Genomic DNA, 12,517 nt, shown 5'->3' on the forward strand with positions numbered 1-12,517 from the left:
GGATGGGGGAAGGGGGACGAAAGATCGGACTCTTATCCCCCCCTTCTTAAGGGGGGCTAGGGGGGATCTAGATTTAATAGTCAAACAGCAGTCTGTGGCTACCTTTGACCTTAAGTTGACACCAATGCCCCATTACCTTCTCCTATCCCCCCTTGGGGGGGGCTGGGGGGGGTTCCCCATTACACCCTTTAGGGGTTTTTAGAGGATGACAAATTGGTCTGAAAAAAACCAACTTGGCACTAAATCTATCCCCCTAAAATAGGCAGTGGGCGGTTTAGATTTTGTTATCTACAATTTGTTATCTACAACAGGAGTTCCATCTGTCTGAACATCGAGTTCTTCACGGCGCAAAGTTTCTTCACCATCCACGGTGCTGCGAACTACTTCTTTTCTAACGCTGACTTCTTCGCGCACGTAAGCTTCTTTGTGAATGTCGGCGGTTTCTTCGTAAACTTCCATGCGTGCAACTTCACCGGATTGGAAGTCAACGGCACCGACTGAAACTACTCTACCTGCTTCTACGGGTGTTACTCGCTCGATGACAACTCGTTCTTTTTCGATGGGTACTGAGGCTCGTGCAATTTCGGTTTCTACACGCTTACCGACTGCTACTTCCCCTGTTTTGGCACGGTTTTTGTTGGCAATTAACCGTTCTTCATAAAGTTTGAGGGTTTGATGATTCTGTTCGTTTGTCTCGTACAGAGGACGGTCTAAATCGTAGTTGTAGTTGCTGCTATCGTAGTTAGTAGTAGAAAGGGCTGATGCGGTTTCGGGCGCAGTGGTGCCACGGTATACGTCTCTTACCTGTTCTTCGCGATCGTAATCTACAGGCTCTAATTCATTATAAGCAGGTAATTGTTCTGCTTGCTCTTTGCTGAAAAGACCGGTTGCATAAACACGACGGGCTCCGTAGTCGAAACGAGCAGAGCCGATCGGCAGCAAGACTTTTTTGCCAAAAATCCAGATCCCGGTGTCAATTACTAAATAACGAAAACGACCAGTTTCATCAACTAAAGCGTCGTAAATGCTCCCTATTTTTTCATCGGAGTCACCTGCATAAACATCAAAGCCTTTGATGTCGTCTCCTGCAAAAATTTCTTCCCTATAGTTAGGATAAAATTCTTCTATTCTTTGAAGAGCCATGTCTTTTTCTCCTATGCTTTTAATTACCTTCATCCTAAGAATTTATTAGTAATTTTCCCTCTCTCTAAAGTCGGAAGTGTTGAATCTAAGCTACTTAATACTATAGGAATACAGTGGGGTATGGGAAATACCGCACTCAACTTTATCCAAAACCCCTCATTGGTGAGGTGAGGGGCTGGGGAAAAGTTATATCAAATCCGGTAGCATCTGAATGATTCAGATCTCTATTCTCTCCCTCTGTGTCCTCTGTGTTCTCTGCGGTTAAATCATTCCGATGCAGCCGGAAACGATATTAAAACTTGGGGTGCAGCTCAGTTTTGCAAATATATTCGTAGGGGCGAAGCATGACGGCTGTAAATCTCTGGTTATTACTAATAAATTGCCTGCGGTCATGCTTGGCCTATGCAAAATCTCCCATTAAAACTTGGAAGTTCAGAGTTGATTTAGTTGATTTCTGATGGTTTCTATCCGTTTGCGATTGACTCCCAAGTCGGATTGTCCTAGACGTGAAGCCGATCGCACATGAATGACTTTTGCTGATTCATCTAGCAAGAATTCTACATCATCCACGAACCCCATCAAGGAACTGGTAAATTCTGCATAGAGGTAATTATCTGTTTGTTCGATAATTTTAGTTTTGTCCAAGGAGGCGATCGCCCCTTTGAGATTTGCCATGGCGACTGTGGGTGTCGAATTGTATGTCAAAGGCTCAATTTTGTGTTCCGCATCTTGACTAAAGCTGCTGACACAGTTGGGGGAAGTGGGACAAGGTGCGAGTTTTCCTGACTGAATACCGATATTGGTAGGTCTTTTTCCAGCAAACATGGTTTTTTCTCCGGGAATGGCTATAAAAAGGGCGATCGACAGTATTGCTACTCCTAGCAATGACATTAAAATAACTAGCACTTTTTTTAATGCTGTCGGTGATTTGGTTTCAACGGTTTGCAAATTATTAGCCCTCATCAAGCGGAAGTTCAATCTAATTTTAATATTAATAGATCTTTACTTAAAAAAATTAACCACTTATATTTTAACACTTGTCTAGCAGCCAGTAAGTCAACATTTTCCCTTTGCCTTTAAAGTCAGTCATCCCCCTTTGTTTTAAAACAAATTTATCTTTCAAAAGCTCATGAGTTGCCGCCGTCACTTGAATTTTACCTGAGATTCCATTGGACTCCATCCGCGAAGCAACATTAACAGTGTCACCCCACAAATCATAGCTAAACTTGCTAATTCCAATAATTCCTGCTACCACCGAACCGCTGTGTATGCCGATGCGTAATTCAAAATTTTCTCCAGTTTTGAGATTAAACTGAGTCAAAGTGGCTTGCATCTCTAGGGCTAAAAGTGCGATCGCCTCCCCATGATCCTCTCGCGGTGTTGGTAAACCGCCCACCACCATGTAAGCATCCCCAATAGTCTTAATCTTTTCCAATCCGCGTGACTCAGACAACCTATCAAACTCACAAAAAATTCCATTCAAAATTTCTACCAACTGCGTCGGACTTTTGTGGGCAGAAAACTCCGTAAAACCCACCAAATCCGCAAACAAAACGCTCACTTCATCAAAATGATCGGCAATCAGTTTTTGTTCCTTTTGCAAACGGAGGGCGATGGGTTTTGGCAAAATATTCAGCAGCAATCTCTCTGTTTGTTTTTGCTCCAATCTCAGCGCTTCCTCAGCTTGCTTGCGCTTAATCAACGCACCTAGCTGAGTCGCAACCGCACTAAATAATTCCCACAATCGCGGCTGACATTCAAGACTCTTGTCACAATAAAAAATGATCGCAGCTAACACTTGATCGTCAGCCAAAATGGGGAAACCGAAGGCAGCTTTTAAACCAACATTTGCTGCAATTTGAAAACGCAGAAAAACTTCTGATTCAACTTGAGAAACATCCTCAATCCATTCCGGCTGCTGGGATAGGAAAATCCGACCAGGCATTCCCACACCAGGGGCAAAAGTTAAAGGAAAACTCGTTTTTCGGAATTCCGCAAAACTCAAATCACTAGCATACATACCTCTAGCACATTTTAAAATTTGACCATCATTGTCTGGAATCCACGCTTCCGCCAAATTCCAGTTGATTGTTTCGCAAATTAACCTTAAAATTACATCAATCGCCGATTCAAAATCCTCGGCTTTGCTAATAGCTTGAGTAGCTTTCAATAACAAAGAAGTTTCTGCTTCAACCCGTTTACGTTCGATAATTTCCTCTTGCAATTGGTCGTTTTGTTCGGTCAATTTATGATTTTTTGCTTGCAACTGCATCTGCAAGGAACGGACAATCAGTTGATTGTTAACTCGCGCCAATACTTCTTTCACCTGGAAAGGTTTTGTGATATAGTCGGAACCACCAATTTCAAACGCTTTGGCTTTATTTAATCCATCTTCAAGGGCACTAAGAAAAATAATAGGAATTTCATTGAAATCCGGGCTAGATTTCAATTGTTGACATATTTCATAACCGCTAATATCCGGCATCATAATATCTAACAAAATTAAATCTGGCTGGCTAGATTGAATAGCCTCTAAAGCCGAAAAACCGTTAGTTACAGGTCTAACTTTGTACCCCTGTTTTTGCAAAATTCTAATCAACAAACGTAGGTTGTCTGGGGTATCGTCAACTACTAAAATATCGGCTTGATAACGATCAGTTTTGTCTGGATTCATCGGCATTTTGTGATTCCTCTTCCTCACTAATTAAATTAAATATTTTCTGATAATCAAAATTATCTAGATGATGTTGAAGAATATCGGCAAATTCAGGACGAATCATCCTAATTTCCTCGATGGTGCTAGCAATTAAATCCAAGTCGGCACTGCGGATGACCTGCTTCATATTATCTATCCATTCAGCAGGCAGTTTGGGCACAGAAGCAGGGGCAAAACTGCCTGCTGAATCAGAAAGAATATTTCCCTCGCCGATTTCATCATTTCCACTTAGACTCGAACCAGTGGGGCGATAAATATACTCTATGCCCAAATGTTGGTTGAGGCTATCCAATATATCTACTTTACGGAAAGGTTTGTTGATAAAGTCATCACAGCCAACCAATAAAGCAAAGGAGCGTCTTTCTTCTATTGTACTAGCTGTTAAGGCAATAATCTTCGGAATGGGTAATTCTGGAGTCAAAATATTGCTCTCCACATTTATCTCCACCGCCCCTGGTAGTCCTTCTCTTCTTTGCTGGATTCTGGCTCTAATTTCTCTCGTAGCTTCATAACCGTCCATCACCGGCATTCGCAAATCGATGAAAATCAAATGTGGTTGCCAAGTTTCCCAGATTTCTAATGCTTCCATGCCATGACTGGCTTCTTGCAGTGCAAAACCCAAGGGAGAAAGCATTTTGATTAATAGTTGACGATTGTCCTCCCCATCGTCCACAATTAAAATCCGATATTGAGGTTGATTGGGCTGCAAGCCAATAATTTCATAGTTGATTTTCGCAGCCGGCATCGCTGAGGCTTCAACTTGATGGACTGGAATCTCGAATTTAAAAAGAGAACCTCGTTCCAGTTCACTTTCTACGGTAATGTCGCCACCCATAAGTCGTACAAATTGGCGGCTAATAGTTAATCCTAAGCCGGTGCCTTTTTGGGTTTTCTGACCTGATGCGGTTTGTACAAAAGCTGTAAAAATATTGCCTAAGTCTTCGGGAGAAATTCCCACTCCTGTATCTTCTACCTCAAACACAAGAAAACAAATAGAATTATTTCTAGTCTCACTAGCTGCTAGAGTCTGCTTTGGATTTTTATCCGGGGCATTCTGAGGAAATATACTATCATTATTTATTGAATTTAATTCAGGAATAATTTCATTTTCTCCAACCCTGTCACTTGCATATTTTATTTGACTTGGTTGTCCTTCTTCCAGTCGCTTAACTCTGACTACAACGCGACCAATTTGGGTAAATTTAATTGCATTGCTCAGGAGATTAATCAGGACTTGCCTCAATTTTATCTGATCGGTTTGTATGTACTGTGGCACCGGGGAAGAGCGTTCAAAAATTAAGTTCACTTCTTGATTTTCTGCTCGGAATTGGAACATATCTTCCAACTCTTCTAGGAGTCTGTAAAGGTCAAAACTTGTAGCTTCGATCGACATCCTCCCGGCTTCAATTTTGGATAAGTCTAAGGCTTGGTTGATCAGAGTCAGTAAATGTTCGCCACTGCGGTGAATAATTCTGAGATTGTCTCGGTTTTCGCGGGTGAGATTGGGACTTGGTTCCATGATTTGGGCGAATCCAAGTATGGCATTGAGGGGAGTTCGCAACTCGTGACTCATGTTTGCTAAAAAGGTACTTTTAGCTATGTTTGCTGCTTCGGCTGCTTCTTTTGCTTGTTGTAGTTGTTCTGTTCGTTCCTGAATTTGTGATTCTAAGGTGCGCTGGTACTCTGCTACGACTTTTTCTGCTTGTTTGCGATCGCTAATATCTTGAAAAGTCGCGATCGCATAGGAAACATTGCCGTTGATGTCAAAAATTGGCGTAGTGCTGATTTCCAGCGCCACACTCTTGCCATTTTGGCGGAGTTCTACGTCATCAACCCTGACAAATTCTCCTCCCAGAGCCCGCAAAATTGGGAGATTATCAGGGGGATATAGCTCATCAGTATTGGCCACATACAGTTGATAAGTTGCTGCTAATTGTTCCGCCCTACTTTCCGGGATAGCCTCTGCACCCAGCAATTCCCTCGCCGTGCGATTAAAATAGGCACTCGATCCATCGGAATTGTAAACCGATACCCCCACTGGCAAAGCTTCTAAAAATTGATTGAGTTGGCTTTCACTAGCAGATAAAGCCTCATTTACTCTCTTTAACTCGATGTTTGCTTCTTGCCGCTTGATAATTTCATCAGTTAATTTTTGGTCTTGCAAGTAACTGTGAACTGCTTCTACCACTGTCAACTTCAAATCTTCATTTAGCCAAGGCTTAGGGATATAGCGATACAATTTAGCATACTTAATCGCATTGCTAAGAGCTTCCAAATCAGCTTGACCAGTCAGCATAATTGTCAGGGTATCAGGGGAGCGTTCGTGAATTCGCTTCAGCAGTTCATCTCCCTTAATATCCGGCATGATATAATCAGAAAGCACTAAAGCTATTTCATACTCATCTGCTTGCAAATCTGCCAGCAATTCTAAAGCATCTTCACCCCCTTCCGCCGTTTCAATAATACATCGATCGCCGATCGCCTTTCTCAGTTCTATTTTTAAACTGTTCAAAACATCAGGTTCGTCATCAATACAAACAATCACAGGTTTTTTCATAACTTAGCCAGCCCTGATTTGATAGTTTTTATCAAATCTTCCCCCTTCCAAGGTTTGTATAAACAGCAATATAAATCAGCGTGTTCAACAGCCCGTTGAACTGCTGCTGGGTCTGCTTGTCCAGTCAACATCACCTTCACAATTTTAGGATGTTTTTCGTGAATTTTAATTAAAAGTTCGTCCCCTTTAATTCCCGGCATCAACCAATCAGAAACCACCACGATCACGAGATCCTCTCCCTGACAAGCCTCAATTACCTCTAAAGCTTCATCACCACTTTCAGCGAGTTCATAAAAATAATTATCTTTAAATTCATTTTTAAGCTGCATCTTCAGAGTATTCAAGATATCAGCCTCATCGTCAACACAAACAATTACAGGTTTACTCATCTTTTTCTCTCCTCTGTGCTTTCATTTTAGTCGATATATTCCTGCTTAATTTCAATGTACCTGATTCATTCCCCATCGGCAGCAGCCTAGGCCTCGTCCCTCTTATTTTAATATATTGGTAACGATACTGTAAATATAGTCTCCCCCGGTACGGACTCTACACTAACCTCTCCCTGATGTTTTTGAATAATTTTTCTGACAATATCTAATCCCAAACCGCTACCTTCCCCCGCCGCTTTAGTTGTAAAAAAAGGCTGAAAAATTTTGGGAATAATTTCTGGGGGAATACCTTTGCCATTATCAATAAATTTTATCAAAATGCAATCATCTCGACACATAGTTTCAATAGTCAAAGTCCCTTTATAATTCATGGCTTGGAGAGCATTGTGAACTAGATTTGTCCAGACTTGATTTAACTCATCTGGATAGCAAACGATTTTGGGTAAATCGCCATATTTTCTCACAACTTCTATCCCCTGTTTCAGTTGATTTTGATAAAGGGTTAAAACCGTTTCAATTCCCTCATGTAAATTGGCTTCTATTTTTTCTTGCTTAATATCAAAATGAGCATAACTTTTCAACGCAAATACTACTTTTCCCGACTTCGCTGTCGCTCTTTGGATTAAACTAATACTTTTTTTAAAAGTGGTAAATTGATAGGCAGTGTTTAAAACTCTTTCCCAATCTGGCAGTTGAAAAAGTGGTAATAACTGTTCGATATCATCGTAGATTTCCATATCTACTAAGGTGTCGGCAATTTCCTCTGGCTTTTCTACTTCTTTTTCTGTCAAATAAACTACTAAATTATGCTTAATTTTTCTTTTTTCTTTGCTAGTAAATATAGTTTCTCTATCTATGGAAGACCTGTAGAGCAGGTTTAAAAAATAAACTTGGCTTTGGGAAGAAATTTCTTGGAAAAATTTTGGTAAATGTTCTAAATTTGCTTCCCAAAAATTAGCAATGTTATCTATAGAAGAACCGATAATTCCAAGGGGGGTATTGATTTCGTGGGCAATGCCAGCAATCAGTTGTCCGAGGGCAGCCATTTTTTCCGATTGAATCAAATGCTCTTGGGTTGCTTGCAGTTGTTGGATCGCAGTTGCTAAATCTTCATTTCTTTCTTGCAAACTGTTTTGCAGAGAACAAATTTTTAAATGAGTTTCAATGCGGGCTAAAACTTCTTCCAGTTGAAAGGGTTTAGTGATGAAATCTACTCCCCCCACGGCAAAAGCTTTAACTTTATCCATCACGTCGTTAATCGCACTGATGAAAATAACCGGAATGTCTTTTGTTGCCTCCTCAGCTTTCAGTTGCTGACACACTTCATAGCCGTCCATCTCTGGCATCATAATATCCAGCAACACCAAATCTGGGGGGATTCTCTGAGCGGCCGAAAGTGCGAGTTTTCCGCTGGGAACGGGGCGAACTTGATAGCCTTTTTTGCTTAAAATTCCTGAGAGAAGATGCAGGTTTTCTGGGGTATCGTCAACTACTAAAATATTGCCTTGATGGTTTTTTTTGGGATTTGCAATCATGTCCATTTTAGTTATCCTCGCTGTTAGTAATTAGGCTCAAAATGCTTTCGTATTCAAAATTATTAATGCTATCTTGCAGGCTGTCAGCTAGAGAGGAGTTGACAGTGCGAATTTGTTCTATGGAAAAGGCGATCGCCTCCATATCCACACTCAAAATATTTTGCTTGAATGCAGCTACCCATTCGGCGGGTAGAGAGGCGATCGCCCCTGATGTCATCACTTCCTGACGGTCGTCCCCGGAACCCACCACACTTGCTGCTGCTGGATCTTCATAAATATAGCGTACTCCTAGGTGTTTGCTAATTGCCATAAATATATCTTCCTCTCGGAACGGTTTCCGCATAAAATCATCACAACCCGCCGAAAGAATCACAGCCCGTTCTTCCTCCAAAACACTAGCAGTCAGAGCGATAATCGCCGCTGCTTGCCCTTGAGTAGTAGTTTTTATCTGTTTTGTAGCCTCGTACCCATCCATCACGGGCATTCTCATATCCATCCAAATCAAGTGCGGCTCCCACAGCGCGCAAATATCCACCGCTTCTTGACCATTATTTGCTTCTCTCAATTCAAACCCCAGAGGGCTGAGAAGTTTGATCAACAATTGACGATTCAGGGGTTTATCGTCCACGATGAGCAAGCGGTAGCGGGGCTGATTTGGTTCGAGAGCCACAACACGAAGTTGGTTTTTTTTGCTTTCAATATCAGCAGATTCCACCAGATGAACTTGGATATCAAACTGAAATACTGCCCCCTTTCCGACTTCACTACTAACGGTAATATCACCTCCCATCAATTGTACAAACTGACGACTGATAGCTAAACCCAAACCTGTTCCTTCTTGAGAATCTTTACCTGTTTTTGTCTGTATAAATGCTTCAAACAACTGATTAATTTCGTCAGGATCGATACCAGCACCAGTATCTTGAACTTCAAAATGTATTGAGTACCGACCAGGCTGTTTTTCACTATTGTTATAGGCTTTTTGACCGCCTTTGACTTGCAGTGACACTCCTCCTTGAGACGTGAATTTAATTGCATTGTTGAGTAAGTTAATTAAAACTTGTCGCAACTTAACTTCATCGGTACAGATATAGTGGGGAACTTTCGAGTCGCGATCGAATAATAACTGCAAGCTTTTTTCTTCGGCTTTGAGGGCAAACATATCTTCCAAATCGTCTAACAAGCGGAACAAGTCAAAGTTTTTTTCATTGATGGTAGTGCGTCCAGCTTCAATTTTTGACAAGTCTAAAACTTGGTTAATTAAACTCAGTAAATGTTCGCCACTCCGCAGGATAATCCCCACATCTTCTTGATTTTCTGGAGACAGGGTTTTGCTGCGAATCATGACTTGAGCAAAGCCGATCACAGCATTGAGGGGAGAGCGCAATTCGTGGCTCATATTTGCGAGGAAAATACTTTTAGCTTTGTTAGCTGCTTCCGCTGCTTCTTTTGCCCGCTGCATTTCGATTTCCGATTGCTTACTAGCAGTAATATCTTTGATAAAACCTTCATAGTAGAGTAAATTATTTTGGTCATCGTAAACAGCGCGGGAATTTTCTGATATCCAAATAATACTGCCATCTTTTTTGTGAATTTGCGATTCAAAGTTTGATATTATGCCATACTTATTTATCAATTCTACAAATTCATCGTGACGCTTAGGATTGACGTAAAGCTGATTATGCAAATTAGGCTGGCCTACTATGAGTTCGGCGGTGGATTCGTAGCCGTAGATATGGGCTAAAGCTGGATTGGCGCTAATGTATTTTCCATCCCTAGTGGTCTGAAAAATACCACTTAAGGCATTTTCATAAATGTTGCGGTATTTTTCTTCGGCTTCCCGCAGGGCTGCTTCTGCTTGTTGGCGATCGGTAATGTCGCTAGAAATCGATAAAAAACAAGCTTCTCCCTCAATATCGATGGTTTCTATGGAGAGCAATGCAGCTCTTTCTGTACCGCTTTTATTACGAAATTTCAACTCATAATTATGTATAGCTGTTTTATTTTTTAACATTTGAATCATGCGATCGCGTTCTGCCAAAGTCGCCCAAAAGTTTAGTTCTACCGCTGTTTTGCCAATAATTTCTGCGTGACTGTAGCCCATCATCCGACAAAAACTTTCATTAACTTCTATGTGGCGACCATCGCTGATTCTGGTGAGGGTAATCGCATTAGGACTTAAACGAAAAGCTTTAGAAAACTTTTCTTCGGCTTTAGCAAGTTCTGCCGTGCGTTCGGCAACTTTTGTTTCTAAGTTTTGATTGTATTTGATTAAAATTTTCTCGGCTTGTTTGCGTTCCGTAATATCTTGAAAAGCGCAAATTCCGTAGATGATATTCCATTGACTTCCGTAAATAGGAGTTCCCCACATTTGTAAAGGAACTGTTTTGTCACCTAGGGAAACTTCTATGTCATCCACCGTGACTGTTTTGCCCTGCAAAGCATTTAATATCGGATCGCGTTCGGCTGGATAAAGTTGCTCAGTTCCAGCTAAATAAATGCGGTAAGATTGACGTAAATTTTCGGCATTGGATGCGATAATTCCTTGACCTATTAGTTTTTTACCTATCGGGTTAATATAATAAGGATTTCCCAGGTCGTCTACAATGAAAACCCCCAAAGGTATGGCATCTAAAAATTGTTTGACTCTATTTTCACTTTCGCCTAGGGATGTAAATGACTGTTGCAATTGCTCCGCCATACTGTTAAAAGAATCGGCAAGTTCACCCAATTCATCTTGTCTATTGTTAATTAATTTTGTATCATCCCATTCATTCTTAGCCAAAGCTTTTGCAGCCTCATTCAACCTAAAAATCGGCCGTACCACCCATTTAGCAGTCAGAATTCCCAGAATGGCAGCCAAGAGCAAAGCTGCTAACGACAATAACACAGTGATGTGAGTATTGGCATCTATTTGCTCCATAAAGTCGGACTCTGGAACTACCACGACAATCAGCCAATCCAAACCTCGATTGTCTTTAAACGGAGTTACTTGAATAAAATTTCGATGGTGTTCGACATCAAAACTAAGCTGTTGAGAATTTTGAATTTTAGCTAAATTACCATAGAATTTTTCTAAATGCTGTGCCGTTTGGCGAATTACTAAATTTTCGCTTTCCGCAGCTTTGATCCGCTTGGTTTTTTTATTTTCTATGACAAATTCAGGAGTATCTGTGGAAGTTGCGATTAACATTCCCGATCGTTCCATCACAAAAGTTTGACCCGACTTGCCAATTTTCAGGCTGACCAGAAATTCTTTAATTCTCGAAAATAATAAATCGCTGCCAGCTACTCCTAATAACTTGTCATTTTTATCGTAGATTGGTAAAGCCGCGGTAATTGCTAATTCTTTAGTTAAAAAATCGGTATAAATCGTACTCCAAATTGGTTTTTTAGCAGCGGCTGCGGCTATGTACCAAGGCCGAATTCGGGGGTCATAAACCTGGGATGAAATTTCCACTAACTTGACACGGTTGCCTTTAGAGTCAGCAGTGTATCGAGACAATTTATTGCCTGTCGAACTATCAGCGGCGGAGATGAGAGTCCGATCTTGTGTACGGATGGCTCCTGAGTGTTCGCCATTTTCTTTGCCTACATAAATGATGCTAATCGAATCAAAATATTGAATTTGTTCTAGAAAATGAAGTTCGAGTTTTTGTTTGTCTTCTAGATTCAACTGGCCTAATTTTATGCCTTGAACGTTGAGGTGATTCACAATATGAGGAATTGACATATAATTTTCAATGCGGTCTTTAATGCGATCGGTAATTTCTCGTCGCAACTGAGTAGCCACATCATTAACGGCGCGCTGTCCGTTTTGAAATGACAGCCAACCGACAACTCCAACAGTGCCGACTATTTGCACTAAAAAAGGAACCACCAGGACTGTTTGTAAGGGGGCTTTGCCGATTATTTTAGTAACTAACCGATTGAGTTGTTTAGGAAACATATTCATCCTAAATTTTATTGGTATTTAGTAAGTGAAAATAAACTAGGTGATTAAACATGAAGCATTCAGGAAAAAAACTGAAGGAAGATGGAAGATGGAAAAGTAGCTATAGTCATAGTTTCCGCGATCGAAAATCTCCTAAGCATCTTGGCTGTTACTATATTTGCTGTGGGTGGTTGGTAAAAATTGCACCTTACTGGTTATTGTAAATGGTATCAACTTTAAGGG

The 12,517-nt window shown here is 40.9% G+C and carries 7 protein-coding genes; all 7 read right to left on the reverse strand.

The window, feature by feature from the left end:
* Positions 1 to 288: 288 nt before the first annotated feature.
* The 7 genes from ACBR23_RS01465 to ACBR23_RS01495 all read right to left on the reverse strand — a co-directional run bounded on the left by ACBR23_RS01465 (position 289) and on the right by ACBR23_RS01495 (position 12,289).
* Entirely contained in the window at positions 289 to 1,143 is an 855-nt protein-coding gene (locus tag ACBR23_RS01465; protein WP_371118422.1) for a DUF2382 domain-containing protein, read from the reverse strand.
* A 432-nt stretch (positions 1,144 to 1,575) separates the two neighbouring features.
* A complete protein-coding gene (locus ACBR23_RS01470) occupies positions 1,576 to 2,106 on the reverse strand; it encodes a DUF1499 domain-containing protein (protein WP_371118423.1) in 531 nt (176 codons plus the stop codon).
* A 67-nt stretch (positions 2,107 to 2,173) separates the two neighbouring features.
* The gene (locus ACBR23_RS01475) at positions 2,174 to 3,817 is read right to left on the reverse strand and encodes an adenylate/guanylate cyclase domain-containing protein (protein WP_371118424.1); all 1,644 of its coding nucleotides are present in this window, start codon (positions 3,815 to 3,817) and stop codon (positions 2,174 to 2,176) included.
* Positions 3,798 to 6,416 carry a response regulator gene (locus ACBR23_RS01480; RefSeq protein WP_371118425.1) on the reverse strand — a complete coding sequence of 873 codons (2,619 nt, stop codon included), beginning with the start codon at positions 6,414 to 6,416 and terminating at the stop codon, positions 3,798 to 3,800. The genes ACBR23_RS01475 and ACBR23_RS01480 overlap by 20 nt, the downstream gene beginning before the upstream one ends.
* Complete coding sequence (locus tag ACBR23_RS01485) at positions 6,413 to 6,805, reverse strand: response regulator (RefSeq protein ID WP_341737582.1); 393 nt, start codon at positions 6,803 to 6,805, stop codon at positions 6,413 to 6,415. Before ACBR23_RS01485 ends, ACBR23_RS01480 begins: the two co-directional genes overlap by 4 nt.
* A 107-nt stretch (positions 6,806 to 6,912) precedes the next feature.
* Positions 6,913 to 8,340: a response regulator gene (locus ACBR23_RS01490; protein ID WP_371118482.1), complete on the reverse strand. Its 1,428-nt coding sequence runs from the start codon at positions 8,338 to 8,340 to the stop codon at positions 6,913 to 6,915.
* A 7-nt stretch (positions 8,341 to 8,347) separates the two neighbouring features.
* The gene (locus tag ACBR23_RS01495; protein WP_371117402.1) at positions 8,348 to 12,289 is read right to left on the reverse strand and encodes a PAS domain S-box protein; all 3,942 of its coding nucleotides are present in this window, start codon (positions 12,287 to 12,289) and stop codon (positions 8,348 to 8,350) included.
* Positions 12,290 to 12,517: the final 228 nt, after the last annotated feature.

Origin of the sequence: Microcoleus sp. (assembly GCF_041354475.1) — a bacterium.
Taxonomy (GTDB): domain Bacteria; phylum Cyanobacteriota; class Cyanobacteriia; order Cyanobacteriales; family Microcoleaceae; genus Microcoleus.